At 54.3% G+C, this 21,689-nt stretch carries 19 protein-coding genes and 1 tRNA gene; 9 read left to right on the top strand and 11 right to left on the bottom strand.

Going from position 1 to position 21,689, the window contains the following annotated elements; translation table 11 throughout:
* Positions 1-3: 3 nt before the first annotated feature.
* From Q0802_RS00960 to Q0802_RS00925, 8 genes are all read right to left on the bottom strand, one after another.
* Entirely contained in the window at positions 4-882 is an 879-nt protein-coding gene (locus Q0802_RS00960; RefSeq protein ID WP_298912247.1) for a protein-glutamate O-methyltransferase CheR, read from the bottom strand.
* Entirely contained in the window at positions 882-1,340 is a 459-nt protein-coding gene (locus tag Q0802_RS00955) for a chemotaxis protein CheW (RefSeq protein WP_298912244.1), read from the bottom strand. Before Q0802_RS00955 ends, Q0802_RS00960 begins: the two co-directional genes overlap by 1 nt.
* Entirely contained in the window at positions 1,337-3,586 is a 2,250-nt protein-coding gene (locus Q0802_RS00950) for a chemotaxis protein CheA (protein WP_366523295.1), read from the bottom strand. Before Q0802_RS00950 ends, Q0802_RS00955 begins: the two co-directional genes overlap by 4 nt.
* Positions 3,587-3,616: 30 nt before the next feature.
* Positions 3,617-3,982 carry a response regulator gene (locus Q0802_RS00945; protein ID WP_298912239.1) on the bottom strand — a complete coding sequence of 122 codons (366 nt, stop codon included), beginning with the start codon at positions 3,980-3,982 and terminating at the stop codon, positions 3,617-3,619.
* Positions 3,979-4,254 carry an STAS domain-containing protein gene (locus Q0802_RS00940; RefSeq protein ID WP_298912236.1) on the bottom strand — a complete coding sequence of 92 codons (276 nt, stop codon included), beginning with the start codon at positions 4,252-4,254 and terminating at the stop codon, positions 3,979-3,981. Before Q0802_RS00940 ends, Q0802_RS00945 begins: the two co-directional genes overlap by 4 nt.
* A 234-nt stretch (positions 4,255-4,488) precedes the next feature.
* Positions 4,489-5,571 carry a methyltetrahydrofolate cobalamin methyltransferase gene (locus Q0802_RS00935; RefSeq protein WP_298912233.1) on the bottom strand — a complete coding sequence of 361 codons (1,083 nt, stop codon included), beginning with the start codon at positions 5,569-5,571 and terminating at the stop codon, positions 4,489-4,491.
* Positions 5,572-5,586: 15 nt separating this feature from the next.
* Complete coding sequence (locus tag Q0802_RS00930; protein WP_298912230.1) at positions 5,587-6,513, bottom strand: methylenetetrahydrofolate reductase; 927 nt, start codon at positions 6,511-6,513, stop codon at positions 5,587-5,589.
* Positions 6,514-6,560: 47 nt separating this feature from the next.
* The gene (locus Q0802_RS00925; protein ID WP_298912227.1) at positions 6,561-6,857 is read right to left on the bottom strand and encodes a virulence factor; all 297 of its coding nucleotides are present in this window, start codon (positions 6,855-6,857) and stop codon (positions 6,561-6,563) included.
* Positions 6,858-7,177: 320 nt separating this feature from the next.
* Between Q0802_RS00925 and Q0802_RS00920 the strand changes: the two genes are divergently transcribed.
* The 3 genes from Q0802_RS00920 to Q0802_RS00910 all read left to right on the top strand — a co-directional run bounded on the left by Q0802_RS00920 (position 7,178) and on the right by Q0802_RS00910 (position 9,691).
* A complete protein-coding gene (locus Q0802_RS00920; RefSeq protein WP_298912224.1) occupies positions 7,178-8,293 on the top strand; it encodes a Ppx/GppA phosphatase family protein in 1,116 nt (371 codons plus the stop codon).
* Positions 8,293-9,015, top strand: coding sequence for an RlmE family RNA methyltransferase (locus Q0802_RS00915; RefSeq protein ID WP_298912222.1), 723 nt, complete (start codon positions 8,293-8,295; stop codon positions 9,013-9,015). The genes Q0802_RS00920 and Q0802_RS00915 overlap by 1 nt, the downstream gene beginning before the upstream one ends.
* A 103-nt stretch (positions 9,016-9,118) precedes the next feature.
* Positions 9,119-9,691, top strand: coding sequence for a hypothetical protein (locus Q0802_RS00910; protein WP_298912219.1), 573 nt, complete (start codon positions 9,119-9,121; stop codon positions 9,689-9,691).
* A gap of 20 nt (positions 9,692-9,711) precedes the next feature.
* Here Q0802_RS00910 and Q0802_RS00905 read toward each other — a convergent pair whose 3' ends face one another.
* Entirely contained in the window at positions 9,712-9,894 is a 183-nt protein-coding gene (locus Q0802_RS00905) for a hypothetical protein (RefSeq protein WP_298912215.1), read from the bottom strand.
* 355 nt (positions 9,895-10,249) lie between these two features.
* Between Q0802_RS00905 and Q0802_RS00900 the strand changes: the two genes are divergently transcribed.
* From Q0802_RS00900 to Q0802_RS00890, 3 genes are all read left to right on the top strand, one after another.
* Complete coding sequence (locus Q0802_RS00900) at positions 10,250-13,210, top strand: ABC transporter transmembrane domain-containing protein (RefSeq protein WP_366523287.1); 2,961 nt, start codon at positions 10,250-10,252, stop codon at positions 13,208-13,210.
* Between the two features lie 210 nt (positions 13,211-13,420).
* A complete protein-coding gene (locus tag Q0802_RS00895; protein ID WP_298912209.1) occupies positions 13,421-14,653 on the top strand; it encodes an ABC transporter substrate-binding protein in 1,233 nt (410 codons plus the stop codon).
* A complete protein-coding gene (locus tag Q0802_RS00890; protein WP_298912206.1) occupies positions 14,654-17,239 on the top strand; it encodes an EAL domain-containing protein in 2,586 nt (861 codons plus the stop codon). It abuts the gene before it with no gap.
* A 76-nt stretch (positions 17,240-17,315) separates the two neighbouring features.
* Here Q0802_RS00890 and Q0802_RS00885 read toward each other — a convergent pair whose 3' ends face one another.
* Together Q0802_RS00885 and Q0802_RS00880 are read right to left on the bottom strand one after the other, a co-directional pair.
* On the bottom strand, positions 17,316-18,866 hold the full coding sequence (locus Q0802_RS00885) for an alanine/glycine:cation symporter family protein (protein ID WP_298912203.1): 1,551 nt from the start codon (positions 18,864-18,866) through the stop codon (positions 17,316-17,318).
* 14 nt (positions 18,867-18,880) lie between these two features.
* The gene (locus Q0802_RS00880; protein WP_298912200.1) at positions 18,881-19,318 is read right to left on the bottom strand and encodes a universal stress protein; all 438 of its coding nucleotides are present in this window, start codon (positions 19,316-19,318) and stop codon (positions 18,881-18,883) included.
* Between the two features lie 636 nt (positions 19,319-19,954).
* Here Q0802_RS00880 and Q0802_RS00875 point away from each other — a divergent pair.
* From Q0802_RS00875 to Q0802_RS00865, 3 genes are all read left to right on the top strand, one after another.
* Positions 19,955-20,044 (top strand) — tRNA-Ser (locus Q0802_RS00875).
* A gap of 167 nt (positions 20,045-20,211) precedes the next feature.
* A complete protein-coding gene (locus tag Q0802_RS00870) occupies positions 20,212-20,784 on the top strand; it encodes a DUF4956 domain-containing protein (protein WP_298912198.1) in 573 nt (190 codons plus the stop codon).
* A 42-nt stretch (positions 20,785-20,826) separates the two neighbouring features.
* Positions 20,827-21,600: a polyphosphate polymerase domain-containing protein gene (locus tag Q0802_RS00865; RefSeq protein WP_298912196.1), complete on the top strand. Its 774-nt coding sequence runs from the start codon at positions 20,827-20,829 to the stop codon at positions 21,598-21,600.
* The last annotated feature ends 89 nt before the right edge of the window (positions 21,601-21,689 follow it).

Below are 21,689 nucleotides of genomic sequence, written 5' to 3'. Positions count from 1 at the left end.
ATACTAATCCTTTAGACTGTTGGAGGAGCCAGCACCGAGAACGCTGGCGCGATATGTAGTTGGACCATCTGAAGCAAAGCCAAAAGATTCGGGGTTTGAAATCCTCTCGGAATGTCCAAGAAATAAAATTCCGGCAGGTCCGAGAACCTCTTTGAAGCGCGGCCAAAGAAGGTTTTGCGTAGGGACATCAAAGTAGATCACGACGTTTCGGCAGAAAACCACATCTATTCTTTGCGTAATAGGCCAATCTGACAAGAGGTTGAGTTCTCTATATCTAACCAGCTGCAATATTTTTTCGCTCGCCACATAGAAGCTGTCACCTTCACGTTCTGAACGTGTAAAGTATTTCTGCAGCAAGTCTTCCGGTATGTTTTCAACCAGGCGCTTCTGGTAGCTGGCTTTCTTTGCGAATTGGATAACGGACGGATCAATGTCGGTTGCCAGAATTCGCAAATCTAGCTCAGTAACTTCTACGGCAAGCTCTAGGAAAGTCATTGCGATGGAAAGAGCTTCTTGACCATTTGAGCAACCGGCGGACCAAACGCGAACGCGTCCACCTGAACGAAGTTTTGGCAGTAGTTCTGATTGAATGTGCCTTTTTAATATTTCAAAGTGGTGTTTCTCCCTGAAAAAATGCGAAACATTCGTGGTCAAGGCAGAAATCATGTGTCGGCGCTCGGTTTTGCCCTCCTCGGAACAAACGAAAGCGCTATAATTCGCGAAATCTTGCAAACCGAGTGCACTCAAGCGATGGCGCAAGCGCGACTGCAGCATCGAAGTCTTTTCAATAGCCAGTTGCAAACCGCTTTCTCGGTATGTAAGCTCCGCAAGAGCATTGAAACTATCGGTGTCAATTACGGTTTCAGAGGATGGCTTGTGCATTAGGCTGCTGTGCTTTGAACTGACATCACAATTGAACTCAAATCCAAAACCCGGATCATCCTTTCATCGATCAACGTTAGCGCACTTACGACATTTGTACTTCCGCTCGATTGCATCTCGGGGGGAGGTTGGAGATCTTCCGAAGTCAACGCAATGATATCAGAAACGGCGTCTACAAGCAGTCCTGTCATTACATCTTCGTGATTCACAACGATAATCACGTTTCGGTCTGTTTGTTTCTGGGGTTTAAGCCCCAGTCGTTCGGACAGATCCATGACCGGAAGGACAGTCCCGCGCAGGTTGATCACTCCCTTCATGTAACTTGGAGCGTGCGGAAGCGGCGTCGTACGTGTCCACCCTCGGATTTCTCGCACGGACATTATGTCGAGGGAATATTCTTGGTCTGCCAATTGAAAAGTGAGCAGCTCGATTGAATCTGACATATCTTTCTCGCTCATGCTGACGTTCCTGTTAGTGATTGCGCGGGTGGTGATCCGGTGGCGCAAATTGCGTTGGATATGATATCTGAGGCGTCGAGAATAAGGGCGATTTGACCATCGCCGAGGATTGTTGCCGCCGCAATTCCCGGTGCCCGATAGAAACTATCGTCCAACCCTTTGATTACAACTTGCCGTTGATCTTGAATGCTATCAATTATGAGTGCTGCACGTGATCCATCTTCATGCGCAATCAGTAGCACTACAGAACCCTCATAATCTGAGATTGGATCGCGATACCCAAGTTCCTTACCCAGATCGAACAGTGGAACGAACCCGCTGCGAACGCGAACAACGTGCGCGCCGGGGCGAACCATTTCGACATCGTCATTGGTCAGGGTTAAAGTTTCAATAACCACATTCAAGGGGAGTACGAGCGTTTCCTCGGCCACTTGAACCACCATGCCATCCAGTACAGCCAGGGTTAAAGGGAGAGAGATAGAGAAGGTCGTGCCAACGCCTGGCGTAGATGTAATCGTGATGCGCCCGCCCAATGATTGGATCGATGTCCGGACGACGTCCATACCAACCCCGCGGCCTGATAGATCTGAAACAACTGCTGCGGTAGAAAATCCGGGCAAAAATAGAAGGTTGTCAATTTCTGAATCGGACAAATTAGCGTCTTCAGGTATCAGACCCTTATCTATTGCGATTTGCAGCACCTTGGGGCGATTGATGCCCCCACCATCGTCCGAAACTTCAATGACAACCCGGCCTGAGCGATGGGCGGCGCTCAAATTCACACGACCCTGTTCGGATTTGCCCGCGGCCAAGCGATCTTCGGAGCTTTCCAATCCATGATCTACAGCATTTCGGATCATGTGGGTCAATGGGTCAGCAAGTCGTTCGATGACAGTCTTGTCGACTTCCGTTCCTTCGCCTTGAGTATGCAGCCGGACGTCTTTTCCGACCGCCGCTGATGCTTCTCTAACGATGCGAGACATTCGCTGGAAAAGCGATTTGACCGGCTGCGCGCGGATCATCATAACGCTGTCTTGAATGTCGCGGGTCAGACGTTGGAACTCTTCGAGACCATTCATTGCGTCGGAATGCGGCGAGAGACCTGAGCTTTCGAGACTTTGTGACAGCATTGCCTGGTTGATTACCAATTCGCCAACAAGATTTACGAGGCGTTCGATGCGATCAAGATCCACTCTGACGACTGATTTTGCTGCTGCAGCGGGTGACGACTGTTTAGTGGTCGACGAGGCGGGTTTGGTATCCGGGAGCGTGGGTTTTTCGACTTCAACAGTTCGCGGCAAGTCTTCGGTGCTGACTTCTGCTGAAGGGACAGGTTTTAGCGACACTGCGCTCGGCGCGGGCGTTGCATCTGCTTTTGTGCCTTCCAATGCAAGCTCGCCGGGCATGTCATCAATTGGCTCGTCACTTTCCAATACGATTGGATTCGTTTCTTCGGCCACTTGAGATATTTCTAAAGCGCAAAGGCCCTCGACAAATTCGAAAGCGGCGTCGATTTCTGCTTCCTCTACGTCAGATTCTAACTCGACGGTCCAATAAAGGTAGGATTGCTCAGGAACCAAAGCATCAAATTCGACCAGCTTGTCGGTGTGGCAAGTGACAATGCAATCGCCCATTTCATCCAATGAACGCAACATGTGAAACGGTTCGTTACCCGTTTCAAAGAGCTCGTTCTCCGGGCGGAAGCTGATCTGATATTTATTGCGAGGTGCCGCAGGTAGATCTTCGAGGGGAGGCAATTCAGGCAGGTCGCTGTCTTCCACATCTCCACCCAGATCAAGATCCAGCGACAAAACGGCCGGTTGGAAGTCAATCTCTTCCTCTTCTGCTTCCTCATCTTCCGGTGTCCCGTCTTCGCCCAGAAGCCCGTTGAGGAGTGTCAGCAAGTTGGCGGTTTCGTCCTCGGGCAGGTCGCCATCATCCCGGCTGATGCGTACAAGGTCAGAAAGATGGTCGGCGCATTGGAAAAAAATCTTCAATGCTTCCGCGTCGGGTGTCATGCGACCGGCGCGTACTTCGTCCAGGACGGTCTCGAAGCGGTGCGCAAATCTGACGAGCGCTTCGAGCCCAAATGCTCCAGCACCGCCCTTTATCGAGTGAACAGCCCGAAAGACGATGTTGATTGTTTCGGGATCATCGTCGCCGTCATCCAGAGACTGGAGCCCGTCTTGCAAGGCCTCCAGCAGCTCTTCGCATTCAATGAAGAATGACGCTCGAATCTCGGCCATTGGGTCATTTGGATCAGACATTGCTACCTCTTAACCAGCGACCATTTGCAGAGCTTTGATAAGCTTTGATGGATCAAAGGGTTTGACGATCCAGCCCGTTGCTCCAGCGCTTCTGGCGCGAGCCTTGAGTTCCGGTGCTGCTTCGGTTGTCAGAACAAGGATGGGTGTAGCGCGGTGCTTGTCCTGACCTCGAACGGCATCAATGAACCCGAAACCATCCATCCGCGGCATGTTGATATCCGTGATAATTGCATCGGGCTCTATGCCATCCAGAACTTCGATCCCGTGCACGCCATCGTCAGCGGTATGGACGTTAAACCCTGCTGGCAGTAAGGCCAGCCTGATCATATCGCGCATCGTACGGCTGTCATCGACAGCAAGTATTTCTAAGGTCATTGGCGTCCCCGGGTGATAATTTCAGGTGTCATGCCCATGACACGTAATTGATCAACAACGCGGTCGGAGGCGTTGATGAGCGAGACAGAGCGCCCAGCCGCTACAGCCTTGTCAGACGCGGAGATCAAGACTTGCAAACACAAGGCACCAAGATGCTTGACCTCAGAGAGATCCATGACGAGATCGCCATCCGTGTGCTCCTTGAGGGTCGTCATCAGCGCGGATGCAGCGGATAGATCAAGTCGGGCGGGTAGAGTGACGGGAGTGCTCATGACGTCCTCCCCAAGTCGCTAGAAAATTGTGGGTGCATCACTCTCTCCACATCGGCTGCTTTACTGGATGTCAGCGGTTGTAGATGGCAGTGCGTTAAAACTCGGTTACCCGCGAAAATCTTTTCCAAGAAAATCGGGCAACCAGCTTGTCAGGGTGATCCTTAACGACATCAAAAACGAAAAAAGCTCCGATGAATTTTCATCGAAGCTTCTTGTCGTGTGATTTCTGTGATCCTATGCGCGACGGCGCCGACCACCGGTGCGTCCGGCACGCCCTCTGCCTTCCTGGCCTGGTTTGGGAGCTTCTTTGTTGAAGGCAATCCAGGCACCGCCGTGCGGGTCGTTATTGGTCAGGAAGTTGGCCGCACGAATGGCTTCCATTTCCTTGCCCGGGCGTGGTTTGGTGGATCCCAGACCGGTGAGCTGGCAAAAAAGCTCCAGATCCATATCGTCAGGGAAAACCACGCCGGCCGCGATCAACTCAAGTTTCTTCGCCTCAATTTTCGCAGCCGGAACGGGCAGGGCAACCGGGTTCATGATCGCGGAGGTCATCCCCGCACCCATGGCCATTGGCAAAAACGCATTGTTGATCCCGTGACGATTCGGCAGACCAAAGGAGATGTTGGACGCCCCGCATGTGGTGTTGACGCCAAGCTCCTCGCGTAAGCGCCGCACCAGCGTGAACACCTGATGACCCGCCGTGGCCATCGCACCGATGGGCATCACCAGCGGATCAACAACGATGTCATGCGCAGGAATGCCGAAATCTGCCGCACGCTCCACAATTTTCTTGGCGACGGCGAAACGCACATCCGGGTCTTCGGAAATACCGGTGTCGTCGTTGGAGATCGCCACAACCGGTACATTGTATTTCTTCACCAGCGGCAAAACCAGTTCCAGGCGTTCTTCTTCACCGGTTACGGAATTGAGGAGCGGGCGGCCTTCGCAGGCCTCAAGCCCCGATTCCAAGGCACCCGGCACCGAACTGTCGATGCAAAGCGGTGCATCCACAATGGCCTGTACGCGCTCTACCAGTTCCTTCATCAGGGGCGGTTCGACGAAGTTGTTGTCCGCATAGCGGGTATCTTCGGCCATCTTATTGGTGAAAACCGCCCCGGAATTGATATCCAGCACCGTAGCGCCTGCCGCAACCTGCGCGATCGCATCGGCCTCGACGGTTGAGAAATCCCCCGCTTCCAGCTCAAGTGCCAGTTTCTTGCGGCCTGTGGGGTTGATCCGTTCGCCGATCACGCAGAACGGCTGGTCAAAGCCGATGATGGCGGTCTTGCTTTTGGATTCGACAATAGTGCGGGTCATGAAGCTGTCCTTGGATCAGGCGTTTGCAGGGGTGGCAGCATCGCCACCATGTTGGATCGCCCAGGTGGCGTTGGTCTTGATGCCGCCCAAGGGGAAGAAGTGCACATTGGAAATGTTGAAGTCCGGGTGGGCGGCCTTGTGCGCGGCCAGTTCAGCGACCACCTCTGTGGGTTCATAGGGCAACAACAGTTTGGTCACATCCATCGCGCGTTTTTGCAGAACCTTGAGCGACGGACCAACACCGCAGGCAATGGCGAACTTGATCAGTGTTTGCAGCTTGGCAGGCCCCGCGATACCGATGTGAACGGGCAGGGTGATGCCCTCTGCCGCGAGATCATCTGCCCATTTGATGATGGGCTTGGCGTCAAAGGCGAACTGCGTGGCCAGCGCCATCTTGGCGTCCGTGCGGCTCTGGAAGTCGTTTTTCCATTTCAGGGCAGCAGTCACATTGGACATGGAGCCATCCGCATCAATGTCACGGTTGCCTTCGGGGTGGCCTGCAACATGCAGCCGCTCAAACCCTGCGGCATCAAAGAGGCCGGTTTCCATCAATTGCATGGAACTGTCAAAGTCGCCGTGCGGGCTGGCAACACCCCCCGCAAGCAGCAGCGCCTGTTTGACATCCGCTTCGCCCTGATACCGGGCGATCCAATCCGCAAGGGTTGCCTTGTCTTTGATGATACGTGCGGGGAAATGCGGCATCACCGGGAAACCATCGGCATTCAGGCGTTTGGCGGTTGCGACCATGTCCTCGATGGGGGTGCCTTCGATATGCGCGACATAGACGCGCGTTCCTTCGGGCAAAAGGTCGCGAAAGTTTTCCACTTTCTCGGCGGTGCGGGGCATCACTTCGATGGAATAGTCCTGCAAGAAGGCTTCGACCTGCGGATTGGCAGCGTCGCCAACAGGAGCCTCTTTCTTTTTGAAGTTCAACAATGCCATCAGGCGTTCCTTTCGCGGAAGAAGGGTGTCGAAGATACTGGGCAGGGTCAGGCCCATCCGTCGTTGTTGATCAGCGCCTTGATGCGCTCCTTGTCATACTCAGCGTCCAGTCTGGCGGCCTCAGCATCTGCCACTGCGTCAGGATCCCCCGCAACTTCGAACGGGGCCGCCTTGCGCCATTCAGCCAGATAAGCATCCGTGTCCTCCGCGCCAACCTTCATGGCCGCACGGTCAATGGCCTGCTCGAAACGCTCTGGCAGTTGTCGCTTGGACCCGCGACGCCCTTTACCCACAATCACCTGGGCCGGAATATCGCGCCAATAAACAATCGTGACGTCAGGCATTCGCTGATTCCTCTCGAACTCTTTTCGCCTGTCTAATGGTACATAGGTCCATACCAATGCCGGTTTTCGACAGAACAACCTCTTTCCGCGACGTGACAGGGTCTATCGTAATCCGATGAAAACCGCGAGATCGGCTGATGCTCAAAATCTTGATAATGATGCTGAGGTTCGGTCGTGTTCAAAGTGACACGCTGAATTCGCGCGTGACGCGAGAGAACGGTCTGACAGGCACTGGAAATGCGCGCGATGCCTCACGACAACTTGCGCGCAAAGACCATAGCCGCTAGCCTGATCCCAACTCGAAATGAAAGGCGCGTAAGATGGCGCCACAGCGTCCCAAAGGTGCGGGCGCGCTCGAACAAAAGACGGCTCTGAGCCCCGCGCCAGTTCCGCCCCGGTCAGGAGAGCTTTATGCCGCCCTGGATCTGGGCACAAATAGCTGCCGCATGTTGATCGCCCAACCGAAGGGCAATGGTTTTCATGTGGTTGATAGCTTCTCCAAATCCGTCCAATTGGGGGCGGGGCTGGAGAAAACCGGGCGTTTGTCGCGCGGTTCCATGACGCGTACCATACAGGCTTTGCGGATTTGCCAGCAGAAACTGCGGCGCAACAAGGTGCGGCGTATGCGGCTGGTAGCGACCGAGGCCTGCAGACGCGCCCTGAATGCCGATGAGTTCATCAAACGGGCGCATCGCGAAACCGGGCTGCGTCTGGATATCATCGAACCGCAGGAAGAAGCGCAACTGGCCGTGATCTCCTGCGCGCCACTTGTGGGGCGTTCTACCGAAAACCTGTTGGTTGTCGATATTGGGGGGGGATCAACAGAACTGGTCTGGATTGACCTGACGGATGTGCCCAGAAATGACCGGCCCCAGTCGATCATGCGTTTGCACAGTGGTTTCAAACAGGTCGTGTCGGAGTTGCCGGCCGCCCGTGTGGTTGACTGGATCTCAGTCCCGCTCGGGGTGGCCACCCTACGCGACCAGTTCAACGATGTCGAAGACGATGCGGCGCGGTTTGCCCTGATGAGCTGGTTCTTTGAGGAAAACCTTGCGGATTTCACCCCCTATCATGACACTCAGCCACACGAGAAATTCCAGATCGTCGGCACCTCCGGAACGGTCACGACCGTGGCGGCAAGCCATCTGGGCCTCAAGCGCTATGACCGCACCAAGGTCGACGGGCTGCACATGACAACCGAGCAGATTGATCGTGTGATCCGGTCGTATCTGGCGCTGGGTCCAGCCGGGCGGCGTGCTGATCCGCGCATTGGTCAGGACCGACAGGCCCTGATCATGTCGGGGGCTGCGATCCTTCAGGCGCTGATGAGGTGCTGGCCCACGGACAGGCTGTCAGTTGCGGATCGTGGTTTGCGCGAGGGCCTGCTATACGCGCAGATGAGTGCGGATGGCGTGCTGGAAGACGGAGATTTCTGATGGCGAAGACACCCAGTGGCAAAAACACCTCCGGTCGCGGGCAGCGCGAGCTCAAGGTCAAGGTGAAATCCGCGCGGGGTCGCAAGCTGAGCTCGACACGGTGGTTACAACGGCAATTGAACGATCCTTATGTCAAACGTGCCAAGGCGGAAGGGTACCGGGGCAGGGCAGCCTTCAAGATCATGGAACTTGACGACAAATATCGCTTTCTGGTGCCTGGCGCGCGCGTGGTCGATCTGGGCGCGGCACCTGGCGGGTGGTGTCAGGTGGCTGTCAAACGCGTGAATGCGTTGGGGGAGAAATCCGGCAAGGCCGTGGGGACGATTCTGGGCATTGATCTTCAGGAAATGGAACCGATTGCGGGCTGCGATCTTTATCAGCTCGATTTCATGTCTGACGATGCAGACCTACAGGTCAAGGAGTGGCTGGGCGGGCGCGCAGATGTCGTCATGTCGGACATGGCGGCCAGCAGTTCGGGGCACAAACAGACCGACCATTTGCGGATCATCGCCTTGTGCGAGGCCGCCGCCTATTTCGCTTTTGATGTCCTGGATGAAGGCGGCACCTTCGTGGCGAAGGTCCTGGCCGGGGGGGCAGAGGGTGAATTGCAGAAGCTCTTGAAGCAGCGATTCTCCAAGGTTGCCAATATCAAACCGCCGTCCTCCCGTGCGGATAGTTCGGAAAAATTCGTTGTGGCGACAGGCTTTCGGGCCGAAGCGTAAACGCCGCTCTCAATCCTTTACCTGCCGTTAAATGTGTTCTGCTTAGCGTATGGGCATTGGCCGCACCAATGTGGTGAGCCTTCGCTATTAAGGAACCCGAACTATGATCCGCACATTCTTACTTTCAGCGCCGCTGGTCGCAGCGGCTGGCCTGGCATATGCCGTGGACGCCCCGCCGGCGATGAAAGCCTTTGTTGAAGCCGACATAATGGACTGGGCGCAATCTGCTCAGGTAACCGATGCGATTGCCGCGCAGAATATCGAAACGAATGGTGCGTCGATCACTCAGATCGAAGAGTGGGACACAGCCTGGCGTGCGCAGGTTGGGCAAGACCAACAGCCTCTCATTGACGAAGTCATGGGCCGCGAACTTTCCGTCACTCTGGGGGAGCGTGTTGCCGCCTCCGGTGGGCGCATCACCGAAATTTTCATCATGGACGCCCTGGGATTGAACGTTGCAGCAAGCGGCGTCACCTCGGACTACTGGCAGGGCGATGAGGACAAACATGCAAAAACTTACGGTATGGGTGCTGGTTCCGTCTTTGTAGACGAAGTCGAGTTCGACGAAAGTTCACAGACTTATCAGGGGCAGGTATCCTTCGCGATCACCGATCCCGACAGCGGCGATGTGATCGGCGCGATGACCGTAGGCCTGAATGCAGAAGCCTTCTTTTGAAATACTATTGGCAGGCGCGTTCAGACCCGCGCCTGCAATGACCGCGTGGCGGCTTGCTGAAGCTGGGCGACTTGCTCGGTTGTAATCTCGCTAAAATCAGTTTCCCTCAGACGTGCGACCGCAGTATCGGCCTGATTTTTTTGCCGGATCAGCTCGAATAATTTCATGTGGCGCGGATCACGATCATCGTAAGTTTGGGACATAATTTCATCCAGTAGCGTTATTTTGGATCACTTCTAGACGGTGACTGCGGCTGCGATTGGGCGGGATCTGGGCGCTAGAACGTCAAATTGCGATTCCATGAGAAGTGCGCCAAAACCCGCTCTGATCTGTAACCCAAGGTAGAGCGTACCCCGTCAGGGCGCGGCCTGAGGCAAATGGGCAGCACCAAAGTACAAGATTTGGTTAAAGTTCGGATTTCCCGATGCATCTTTATTGGGTTATGGTGCCGTAATTTCATAAGGCGCGGACGCAAAGAATCCGCTGGCTCGCATGGGGGTGCGGCACATCGAAAAGTCGATCTTTCAATTTATTTGGAAGCACTCAAAGCGCGACCAATTGATCCTGCTGATCTTTACCTGCGCGTTGTTTCCTTTCTTGTACCTGACGCTGGAATTGCCCAAGCGCATCATCAACGATGCGATCGGTTCGGTGAGCAATCAGATTGAAGTCTTCGGCATCGTCATCAGCCAGGTTGGATTTCTGGCGCTGCTATGTGCCGCATTCCTGGGGTCCGTGCTGATGCATGGGTTGTTGAAAATGCGGATTAACACCATGAAGGGCATCCTGTCCGAACGGTTGTTGCGACGCCTGCGCTATACTTTGATCTCGCGGATGCTGCGATTCCCCAAACCTTACTTCCGCAGAACTTCGCAAGGTGAACTTGTGGCGATGATCACCGGCGAGACGGAACCGATGGGCGGGCTCATGGGGGACGCGTTGACCCAACCCGTCCTGCAGGCGGGCCAAATGATCACCATCCTTGTCTTCCTGTTTTTGCAAAGCGTCTGGTTCGGGCTTGCCGCCGTTGCCCTGATCCCGCTGCAGGCCTGGCTGATCCCGAAACTGCAGCGCCAGATCAATCTGATGAACAAACAGCGCATCAAGGAGGTCCGGCAACTTGCGGCTCTGATCGGCGAAAGTGCGCAGGGTGCCTCCGATCTGCGCATCCACGGCGGTTGGAGATACCGGCTCGCCCTGATCAGCGAACGCCTGGGGATCGTTTTCAATATCCGGCTGAAGATCTACAAGAAGAAGTTTTTCATGAAGTTCATCAACAACTTCATCACTCAACTGACGCCTTTCTTCTTCTTCTCAGTTGGCGGCTATCTTGTCATTCAGGGGGCCGTGTCGCTTGGCGCTCTGGTTGCTGCATTGGCGGCCTACAAGGATTTGAGTTCGCCGTGGAAGGAATTGCTGACCTATTACAATCAGTCTCAAGATATGGGTCTGCGCTGGGAAACCGTCACCGAAAAATTTTCGCCAGCCACGGTAGTTGACGAGAAACTGATGCAGGGTGGGCCAGCGAACATTCCCGGATTGGCAGGAACGATCGAGCTTCGGGATGTGACCGTCACGGATATGGACGGGAACCCGGTGCTTGAACATATCACCGCTGCCTTTGGAAAAGGGACCCTGGTGGCCATCGAGGCACCAAGCGACGAAGACCGTCAGGCGTTGGCAGGTGTTTTGACCAGAGAGGTGCTGCCTGCAACAGGCGAGGTGGTGATGGCGGGGCATGACTTGACGCAATTGCATCAGACCGTCATTGCCAACCGGATAGGGCATGCCAATACCCGCCCTGTGCTTTTTCGGGGCTCCTTTGGGGACAACACAATGATGTCGCTGAAGCAAGAACCCCAATCGGACAGCATGACCGTGCCACATGCGACTGCAATGGAAGCGCAGGCGGCGGGTAACAGCGCTGACGCGACGGAGGCGGAATGGCTTGATCCCTCGCTTGCAAATCTCTCGACCCGGGCCGAGGTTCAGAGCTGGTGGCTGACATTGCTGGATACCATGGGCTCAGGCGGGGCGTTTTTCCGGCGTTCACTGGATCAGAAAACCGATCTGTCGGAACATACCGAACTTGCGCGCGGGCTTGTCGCTGTCCGTCCGAAGGTCTGGGAGGCGATTGTCGAGGCCGATCTGGCGCGGCATGTGCATCGCTTTGATCCGGCGACATATAATCCCGCGCTTCCGGTGATCAACAACCTCCTCTTTGCGACCATGCGGCGACCGGTGACGCAACAGGAGCTTGTCAGCCAGACCGATCTGCGTGATCTGATGCGGAAACTGGGGCTCGAAGCGGGGCTGGTTGAATTCTCTGCGGATGTTGTCGAGCTGTTGAACCAGATTTTTGGCACGGACGGCACAGAACATCCTCTTTTCCGCAAATTGGGCCTCGACCCGGCTCTGTTTGAAGAGTCGGTCCAGTCGTTGCGAAAACGTGCACAGACCCCGAGCGGAGAGATTGATGCCGCCGCAAGGGCCAGGTTGATGTCCGTGCTTGCGCAAATCACGGCGGAGCAGATCGGTCCGGCCTTTTCGGACGCGATGAAAGAGAAGGTTCTCGAACTTCGTGCGGACTACGGGCTGAGCATCCGCGAAGGCCTGGGCGATCTCTATGCCCCTCTCAACGCCGCCACCGTGGCACCCGGTCTTTCCGTTTTGGAGAACGCCATCTTTGGCAAGGTTTCCGACAGCGCCGGTGCGCGCGCCGATGATCTGAGAAAAATTGTGTCGGATGTTTTGCAGGCTGAAGGGTTGAAGGCTGAAGTAATGGCGCTGATGTATGATTTCGAACTGTCTCTTGGCGGCGAAAATCTCCCGACGGCTTTCGTCGAGCCTTTGGCCATCAGCCGCGCTGTTGTCAAACGACCGGATGTGTTGGTGCTCGAACAGGTCTTGTCTGGTTATGATACCAAGCTTCGCGACGAGGTGATTGCGAAGCTGCGCGCGCTGCTGCCAGACACCACCATCATCCTGCTGGGAGAAGCCTTCGACGATCCGGATCAATACGATGTTTTCCTTGAAATCAAGCAGGGCCGCATGGTGTCTGCGAGCCAGGTTGATGAGGATACGGAGGACGGTGCCGCAGGCGCAGATTTATTGCGTAAGGTCAGAGCTCTGGAGGCTACGACCCTGTTTTCCGGAATGAGCCGCAAGCAGTTGCGATTGCTCGCTTTCGGCGCGAAATGGTACACGGCAGCAGCAGGAGACGTCATCTTCAACAAGGACGACGATCCCCGAGATGGCGCCTACATGATCCTGTCCGGGGCGGCGGAGCTTCTCAACCCTGAAAATGGCGCGCGGGAAACCCATGTCGCCATGGTGGGACCGGGGACGCTTGTGGGAGAGCTGGGTCTGATCCGGAATGTACCGCGTGCATTGACGATGCGCGCCGAAACCGACGTTGAAGCCTTGCGTCTCGGGGCAGAAGAATTCCTCGCAGTTGTGGAAAACGATGCCGCGACGTCCTTCAAGCTATTGCAGGTCGTTGCAGGTTACACCGCCTGAACTGCTGTCGTTGTATCTTGACGTACTACGAACGGGCGCTTTTCAACCTGCTGATCCGGACAGAGACACCGAAAAATTGAAGCAAACGATCAGGAGAATTTTGCCATCTCCTTAAAAGTTTCAATCCATGTTTTAACGATTTGCTGAGCGTCCCTTGGGTATGTTTCCGAGGGGGTTCGGGATGATCTTTTGAATGCGATGGTTGGTCTTATGCGTGTAATCTGGTTTCTTTTGGTTTGTTGTTTTGCGGGGCAGTCCGTTGCGGGTGAGAAGCTGCGTATCTACATTGATGCCGATTATTCCATGGCACGCCCGGCGGCTGAAGCCATCGAATTGGGGGTCCGGACGGCGATGTCCGATGTGGCAAACCGGGTCGGCAATTTTGAGATAGAGATCGTTCCAAAAGATCACCGCGCGAATTCAAAGCGATCTTATTCCAATTTGAGGGCCTTTACGGAGGACCCAACCGGGATCGCGGTGATCGGCGGGGTCCATTCGCCTCCCTATCTGACGCACCGCCAGGACATCAATGAAAGCGGTATTCCACTTCTATTGCCCTGGTCCGCGGCGGGACCAATCACCAGACCGGACGACGATCAGCTAAACTGGATTTTCCGGTTGTCTGTCGACGACACAAAAGCGGGCCCGTTCCTTGTGGGACATGCGCTTAACAACATCGAGTGTGAGCAAACCGTCTTGCTGTTGGTTGACACCGGATGGGGACGCGCCAACCGCGTTACCATGGGTGACGCATTCCAAGCAGCTGGTGTGCCTGCGCCGGTTGTTTTCATGTTTTCTTCCTCGCTTGGGCCTGCCAGCGCACGGACAATTGCTGAAAAAATCAAAATGACGAATGCGGATTGCGCGATCATGCTATCGAGGGCCCGCGAAGGAGCGCTTCTGGTCAATGAGCTTCATCAGCAATCTGCTGACATCCGGATCATCAGCCACTGGGGGATATTGTCCGGCGATTTCGTAGCGCAGGTGCCCCACAGCGTGCGCTCGGATTTGCAGATCGAAGTTCTGCAAACTTGCGGCCTTGAGGTCGAGGGCAAGGGCCGGGCGGAACTGGTTCAAGCGCTCAAAAACGCCAGTACCGAAGTCCGACCCTTCAAACGCTTGTCGGACGTTCCTGCGGCCACTGGCTTCGTGCATGGTTACGATCTGACAAGGCTGCTCATTGCCGCCCTAAGCAATGCGATGGAAATGGACGGTTGGGCAGACGGATCAATCGTTGATCGTCGCAATCTGTTTCGCAGCTCTCTGGAAAATCTGTCCGAACCGGTCGAAGGCATATTGAAAACCTACAACAGGCCATTTGCGCCCTATAGCGATGCGTCTCAGGATGCACATGAGGCCCTGGGATTACAGGATCTTTGCGTGGTGTCATTCTCCGAGTCCGGTCAGCTGGTTTTGTCCGAAACGGTGGAGCCTCATCAATAGATGCGAAAAGCCGTGTCCATAAACAAGGTCTTCTGGATTTTGTTGGCGTGCAGCTTTGCCTTTGCCTTGGCGACGGCTGCGGTTGCTGTCTGGGTCACGGCAAAGCCGTTTTTGACCGAAACGCACAAGCGTGCGGTGATCAGCCAGGCCAAGCAGGAAGCGTCAAGGATCTATTCTGTTCTCGACCCCAGTGCATCATTGACTGTTTATCTGGCATCCGAACCATCGCTTTTGTCCTTTGTCATCGGCGATGTCACACGCGACGACGCCTTTGTTGATCGTCTGCAAGATACCGTCGTCCCCGAAAACGTTTCCGAGTTTTTCGTCTTCGATTTTGAGGGAAGTGCGTTGAGTTTTCACATGGTATCGACAAGGTCACATTCTCTTGAGACAACCTCGGCTGCGGGTGAACTGGCCAGGGAGGTTCTGGAGACACAGACCCTTGCGATCAGAACAGTTGATACCTATCGGGCCGTGAACACCAGCTTTCAGGAGATACTGATTGCGGCACCGATCATGAATCAAGGCTTTGTCGAGGGCGTGCTGACATCTGTCTTGGAAGTTGATTTACGCCAGGATGAGGTCGGGCCCGGGCAAATCGCCATGCAGGCGCGCATTGTGGATGCGGATGATCCTTGGTCAGCTGATCTTGAGCGCCAGGATGCCATTGTCGTCCCGGTCGGGAAAACCGGGATGCAACTGGTATTGAACTCTCAGGGAACTTTATTCGCAACCATCGGTCAGGAATTGGTTCTCAAGGCAATTGTTGCAATATCCGCGGCACTGCTGTTGCCCTTCAGCATCTTTGGCTGGCTGGGGCGTCAAACGATTCTGCGCCCTCATGCGGAAGTCGAAAGGTCGCGCAATAAGCTTCGAGAGCAGCAAAAGGAGTTGAGTGAACTTGCATCAATTGCCCGAAAGGCAGAAGAAGCGATCCTGATCACGGACCTAGAAACGCGGATTATCTGGCATAATCCTGCATTTGAACGAAGATCTGGGTACAAGGCCAAGGATATCATAGGGAAAAAACCGACGAGCTTGTTGCAGGGTCCGGAAACCGATCCGGCAACCCGCGCCGAAATTCGCAAGGCTCTGGACGCGCGCCAACCAATCACGGTTGAACTGCTTAATTATCGGTTTGGAAGCGAAGAATATTGGATCAGACTGAGCATTTCCACTCTGTTTGATGACGAAGGTCAGGCTTATGGATTTATGGCTATTTCAAGCGATATTACGGACCAAAAGAAATATGAGAAAAACCTGATTTCGACAACATCAGCCATGGAATGGCAGGCCCTGCATGACGAACTGACGGGATTGCCGAACCGAAGGTGTTTCAATGTCACGTTTGAAAAGTTATGCGCCGAAAAATCGGACGAGGCATCGATCGCGATTATTCGGATTGATTTGGATCATTTCAAGAATGTCAACGATACGATGGGGCATGAGGCCGGAGACGAGGTTTTGTGCCGTGTCGCTCAAATTCTCAGGGAAGAGATCACGGAACACGACATTCCGGTGCGTATTGGCGGGGATGAGTTTATCGTTTTGTTGGGCAAAGACGGTTCCTTGGTGAATGCGCAAAGACTTGCGAACAACATGCTTTCGAGAATTTCGGAGCCCATGGATTACGAGGGTAAATCACTAAGTGTTGGCGCAAGTTTTGGTGTTGCAACCGAAGAATGCGCGCTCGTTGAAAAAGAGGATCTGGTTCGTGCGGCAGATGCGGCGCTCTATATCGCAAAGGAGCGCGGACGCAGCCAGGTCATCACTTACGGGCCCGCGGAACACGACAAAGTGGTCGAAGTCCGCGACGTCGCAGAACAGATACGCCTTGGTCTTCAACGCGGTGAATTCGTGCCCTTCTACCAACCACAAATCGACGCTCAGACCCTGGAGGTGGTTGGCGTCGAAGTGCTGGCCCGTTGGGCTCAGCCAAATGGGAACGTTGTCTCTCCGGCCGGGTTTTTGGAAGTCGCCGAACAATTGTCCATGCTGACGACCCTTGATGCCATGGTCATGAACAAGGCGCTTGAAGACGTGGCCGAACTGGAGCGGGCGCAGATTGCGCTGCCCAAGGTGTCATTCAATGTCACAGCCAGCAGGCTTTCCGACCCTGAGCTTCTGGTCGCCATAGATGCGCGCGAGTTCAAGGATACAAAAGTGTCTTTTGAAATTCTGGAATCCGTGTTTCTGGATGATCAGCCGGAGTACCTCGATTTCACCCTCGACCTGCTGCGGGAAAAGGGGCTTTCGATTGAGATTGACGACTTTGGCTCGGGACATGCATCGATGATCAGCTTGATGCGGGTGCGCCCTGATGTGCTGAAAATCGACCAACGCCTGGTCTACGGTGCGCCACAAACAGAGGTCTGTCAAAACATGGTTCGGTCCATCATCGGGATAGCCGAATCCTTGCAGATTTCCGTTACGGCAGAAGGTGTGGAAACCTATATGCATGCTGAAATGATGCAATCAATGGGTTGTCAGACACTGCAAGGATTTCATTTTGCAGAGCCCATGTCGTTTGAGCATTTGAAAAATTTTCTCTCACCGACCGAAGAGCCTCAGCGAAAGCTCGGGTAGTCTCAAATTCGGAAGACCAATTCCTTGGGCGAGAGGAGGGTATCCCGGGATGACGCAGGCCATCCCGGGAATTGGTTCAATGCGCGAATTTCCGGATTTCACCGGAGGCCAGCCGAGCTGAGTAAGACCGGAGTTCTTCGCGGACAATCGACATCAGGAAATACAACGCCGTGATGTTGACCACCGCCATTGCGAAGATCGCGGCATCCGAGAAGTCGATTACCGGCCCCAGGCTTGCCGCCGCACCGATCACGATGAAGACGCAGAAAATGATCTTGAATATCAGCTCTGCTGTCTTGCCTTCTCCGAAGAGATAGGTCCAGGCTTTCAGGCCGTAGTAGGACCATGAGATCATCGTCGAGAAGGCGAAGAGTACCACCGCAATCGCCAGCAGATAAGGGAACCAGCTGATCGAGGCGCCAAATGCAGCGGATGTCAGCGCAACACCGCCAACGCCACCTTCCGTTGCAATCGCATTACCTGCTTCGTTCAACACGTATTGGCCGGTTTCTGCATCAAAGATCAATTGCCCAGAAATAGTGATGACGAGAGCCGTCATTGTGCAGATGACCACCGTGTCAATGAGCGGTTCCAGCAGCGAGACGAAGCCTTCGGTGATTGGCTCTTTGGTTCGGACGGCGGAGTGCGCAATGGCTGCCGACCCAACACCCGCTTCGTTGGAGAAGGCGGCGCGCTTGAAACCCTGGATAAGGGCTCCCACAAATCCGCCGGCAACGCCAAGTCCCGTGAAGGCCCCTGCGAAGATCTGGCCAAAGGCCCACCCGATCTTGTCGTAGTTCACAATCAGGATGATCAGCGCGGCACCGACGTAAAGAATACCCATGAAAGGCACAACTTTTTCTGTGACATTGGCGATGGATTTGATCCCGCCGACGATCACTGCAAACACAACGGCTGCAAAGACAAGGCCCGTGATCCAACCAGGGTAATCTCCCACGATGCCGGCAATTTGAGCATGTGCCTGATTGGCCTGGAACATATTACCGCCACCTAGGGCACCCAGGATACAGAAGACCGAGAAGAGGATGGCAAGGGCACCGCCACCTGGCAAACCGCGTTCCTTGAAACCCTTGGAGATGTAGTACATCGGACCGCCCGACACGGTGCCATCGGGATATTCATTGCGATATTTCACGCCCAGCGTACATTCGGTGAACTTCGATGCCATGCCCAGCAATCCGGCAAGGATCATCCAGAAGGTTGCACCCGGCCCACCGATACCAACGGCGACCGCAACACCAGCGATGTTACCCAAACCCACGGTGCCCGAGAGTGCTGTCGCGAGAGCCTGAAAGTGACTGACTTCGCCTGCATCATTGGGATCAGAATAATCTCCTTTGACCAAAGAAATGGAGTGGCCAAAGTACCGCAGCTGCACAAAGGAAAAGTAGATGGTAAAGACTGATGCCGCGACCACCAGCCACAACACGATCCAAGGGAAACTGGTTCCGGGCAGGGGGGCAAAAATCAGACTGACAAAAGGGCCGGTGAATTGCGCGAAAACACTGTTGACCTTTTCATCCAGTGACATCGCTTCCTGTGCATGGGCTGGCAATGCCCCACCCAATGCCGCTGCCGCAAGCAGCGCTCTGTTCATAATTTTCATTGTTATCGTCCTTCTCATCCAATGACCGTCACTGGCACCGTCGCGCTCATGACGAGGTTCGCCGTTGAACTTCCAAAAATGCGTTTCGTAATGCCGCCCTCTGAAGATCGGCAAACGATGATCTGATGGCCACCTTCTGTCTCACAAATGTTGTTGAGCGTGTTGGCCACGTCCCCATGGCGCACCACGCCGGATGCTGCGAGGCCTGCCTCCTTGAGCGCGGCAACGGCCGGGCTTACGACCCGCTCCATTGCCGTTGAAATCTCTTCTTCACGGCGTTTATGCCGCTGTGCATTCTCTTCGGCAGTCTGGAAAGAATACGGTGACCATTCGATCACGTAGGCGACCAATAGCTCGCAGTCGCCAATCCTCTTCGCCAGATCCGTGGCAAATGACAGAGCACGGTCTCCCGACCCTTCTCCGTCTGTGCCAATCACCAGTTTTGTGGTCATTTTTTGTCCCTTTGTTCCCAAGTTGGTTGGTTTGTTTTGTGTAACCCAGTTTCAACGCATACGTGTTGAACGGCAATCCCCAATTACTTAGAGGCAGGTGGTCGCTCGCACGTTACGTGATCTCCCATACTAGGCAATTTGACCGGTATTTGGAGCTTAATTCGCCTATATTTCGGACGATCGCCCTTATTTGAGGCATTCTACAGGAAATATGACTAGAGCCCGTACAAAGCGGTTGCTGAGCTGAGGTAGTAATTTTGCAATATATTGCGTATGGCGAACTAGGAATGAGGCACCTGATCCTGGGTTCTATTTTGTGGCAGAACGATCATTGGTTGCGTAAGAGAGCGCCTGGAACGGTCCCATTGGTAGCAACAAACGGGTCGGAATAGACTGGGTTTCTACCGGTCATTTGTTTGTTGTTTCGAGACAGCATCAGTATTCAAATGCGCATATTCCTCGTAAAGTTCTAAAAGTTCATAGCACTGTCGGTATGCTAAACGGAGTGAGTGCTTCGCTTATGCTTGGCCGGCCTCAGAAATAGCGATCTTTGATCAGATAAAAATGGACGGAGAAGGGTACGGCTGCGCTTTTTTTGGGTTGTTTCCTGTGATTGGTGTCGATAGGACGGTCGACGGAGACGTGGCCGAGTGGTCGAAGGCGCTCCCCTGCTAAGGGAGTAGGCCCGGAAGGGTCTCGAGGGTTCGAATCCCTTCGTCTCCGCCACCAAACACAAGCGTCTTTTCGGGGTAATCGAGTTCCCCGCTGTCATGGATTGTTCATAAAAGTGTTACGAGCGGTTAATTCGCCGATCAGGATGAATTCACAGCATCTCAGCAATCATTGATCCACCGGTTGCCCCTGACGGGCAGTCAATTGTCAAGGATCATACAATGCCCGAACACGTTGTCGCCCCCGAAACCTTCATTCGATTTGCAATTAACATCGGTGCCATGGTTTGCTTGATTTTCGGCCTGTTTTATCGTCGTTACCGCGACAAGGAACTCGTCACGGCGGCCTCGCTATTCAATGTCTTTGCGTTTGGTGTGCTGACGGTGCTGTCCTCGGTGGAGTTCAGTCTGGCTGCGGGCTTTGGCCTCTTTGCGATCCTTGCGCTTTTCACGTTGCGATCCGAGCAGATTTCAAAAGTCGAAATCACCTATTTTTTTGGCTCGATTGCAATTGCCGTGATCTGTTCCATTCAGGGAACCGGTCTTGCCTTTGTGGCCGCTGTCGTATCGCTCGTCCTTTTGGGCGCATGGTTGTTGGATCACCCTCGGATGCTGCAATCCTCTGATGGTGTGAAAATTACATTGGACAAGATCGACGCGCACGCGCTGTCCGATCCCGACGCGATGCGAAAAGACCTGTCTTCGAGACTGGGTGTCGATGTGATGTCCTATCAGATCACCGCGCTTGATTACATAAACGACATGGCGCGCATCAACGTCTTTTACCGCAACTGATCCGCCTGAGATAAACGGATACTCCACTGAGAGGACAATGCGATGGACCGCATAATTGCCCGAACGCTTGCAGGTTTCGACGTTATCAATCTGGACGATCTCAATGGCAAAGCTGCCATGCTGGAACGTCTCGACAACAAGTACATTCTCACGGCCAGCGCCCTGGGGCCTGCCCTGATGCAATTTTCCGAATACTTCGAAGTGTTGGAAATTGAGGGCAAGCGGGCCTTTACCTACGCCACCAGATACTATGACGATCCGGCCAGACGCAGCTATTACGATCACCTTCAAGGTCGCCGCAAACGTTGCAAGGTTCGGATTCGAGAGTATGTGGATGCCGGTTTCAGCTTTCTTGAAGTAAAGCTGAAGGACAAGCGCAAGGTCACGGTGAAGAAGCGCCTGAAGATTGCCAATCGGGCAAATGACCTCAACGAAAGCGCGTTGAGCTTTATCGAAGATCAGTATTTTGGTCTCTATGGAGAGTGTTTCAACAAGACGCTGCACCCCGTCATTGCCATGCAATACGAGCGCATAACACTGGTGGCCAAGGCGGGCGGTGAGCGTATGACCATCGATACCGGTCTGCAATTCGAAGCCAATGGGATATTCCGCAAAGTTCAACCCGAGATGTTCATCGTGGAAACGAAATCCGCGCGCGGGAATGGTCTTGCCGATAAAATCCTGCGCGGGTTTCACCATCATCCGACCAAGCGTTGCTCGAAGTACTGCATTGGGATGGCCTCGACCGGCGCCGTAACGCGCCACAATGGGTTTTTACCCGCGCTTAGAAAGCTGCAGCTGGCAAATTCGCGATAGTATGGAGGGATCAAAGCGCGGATGTCAGGCGACATTTCGGATGGCCCTGAAACGGCCATCCGCTTCAGGGCCATCAGTGGTTGATACAT

The sequence above is a fragment of the uncultured Roseobacter sp. genome, from assembly GCF_947495275.1.
Classification (GTDB): Bacteria; Pseudomonadota; Alphaproteobacteria; order Rhodobacterales; family Rhodobacteraceae; genus Roseobacter.
The sequence above is the reverse complement of the archived record's forward strand: the minus strand, read 5'-3'. Positions and strand labels throughout refer to the sequence as shown.